Annotated in this window: 2 protein-coding genes; both read right to left on the bottom strand. The window is 66.7% G+C overall.

The features are described 5' to 3' along the window. A partial coding sequence (locus AC0L27_RS41005; RefSeq protein ID WP_247468230.1) for a chemotaxis protein CheW occupies window positions 1-447 on the bottom strand: 447 nt, incomplete at its 3' end. Between the two features lie 24 nt (window positions 448-471). Beyond that, a partial coding sequence (locus AC0L27_RS41000; protein WP_473323768.1) for a response regulator occupies window positions 472-1,542 on the bottom strand: 1,071 nt, incomplete at its 5' end.

Here is a 1,542-nt window from a genome sequence, read left to right as displayed (position 1 = left end):
GAGCTCGAGGACGCGGTCGACGTCGAGGACGACCATGAGCTGGCCGTCGAGACGGTGGACACCGCCGGCGAGCTTGGCCATGCGGGGATCGAGATTGACGGGGTTTTCTTCCATGCCGTCCTCGGCGAGCCGCAGCACTTCGCCGATCTGGTCGATCAAGAGGCCGTAGGATTCACCGCGCAGGTCGACGCCGACCGCCATCGGGATCTTGCCGTCCTCGGGCTTGGGCAGGCCGAGCCGGGCGCGCATGTCGACCACGGTGACGATGCGGCCGCGCAGGTTCAGCACGCCCGCGATCTCGCGCGAGGACAGCGGCACGCGGGTGACGCGCTCGGGCATGAACACGTCCTGGACGCGGGAGATCGGCAGGCCGAACAGCTGGCCGCCGATCATCGCGGTGACGTATTCGACCATGGCGCCTTCGCCGGACTGGGTCTTCTTGGTCATGTTAGCTTCTCCTGATCCCGCTGGTTAGGCTGCTGCGCGGCTCAGCTCGGAGGCACCGGCGGCGCCCGCGGTCTGTTCCTTCAGCGCCGCGATCAGACCGGGACGGTCGAACTTGGCGACATAGTCGTGGAAGCCGGCCTGACGGCCGCGCTCGATCGCCGCCGGCGACACCAGCGCGGAGAGCCCGATGATCGGCATCGCGCCCAGATTGCTGTCGGAGCGGATGGTCTCGGCAAACTCGAACCCGTTCATGTCGGGCATTTCGATATCGGTCAGGACCACGTCGAAGCTCTGCGCGCGCAGCGCCGCGAGGCCCTCCTGCGCGGTCGGCGCGGTGCGGACGCGGTAGCCGGCGGCCTTGAGCACCGGGGCCAGCATGTTGCGGAAGAACGCCGAGTCGTCGACCAGCAGCACCGATTGCGAGTGCAGCGACGGCTTCATCTCCTTGCGGGTGAACCAGTCGGAGAACGCCATCGGCAGGAAGTGGCCGACGTCGATCACTTCGGTGGCTTGGCCCTTGATCACGGCCGAGCCCAGAATGCCGGAGGAGGATCCGCCGACCTCGATGTTGAGCCGTTCCTCGACGATGTCGATGATCTCGTCGACGACGAGGCCCATGGAGCGGCCGTCATCGGAGAACACCAGGATCGGCTGGGCGCCCTGGCTCGCGATGGTGACGCTCTCCATGGCCACGAGCGGCATCAGCTGCTCGCGGTACTGCACCATGTAGCGGCCGTTCGAGAACTCGATCTTGTCGGCCGGGAGTTCTTCGAGGCGCGTGACGAGCCCGAGCGGGACCGCCTTGGGTTGGGACGAGCCGGCGCGGAACACCAGCAGCGAGGTGGTCTGCTCGCCCGATCCGATGTGGTGAGCCCCGTTGTCGTTGTTCATGTCATGGGCCGAGGAGCCGGCGGCGCCGAGCGCCTTGGCAATGCCGTTGGGGTCGATGATCATGATGACCGCGCCGTCGCCCAGGATGGTGTTGCCCGAGAACATGTCGATGTGACGCAGCTTCGTCGACATCGGCTTGACCACGATTTCTTCGGTGTGGAACACGCCGTCGACGACGATGCCGAAGGTCTGGCTGCCGACCTG

It is taken from the genome of Bradyrhizobium sp. Ken51 (genome assembly GCF_055807435.1).
The sequence above is the reverse complement of the archived record's forward strand: the minus strand, read 5'-3'. Positions and strand labels throughout refer to the sequence as shown.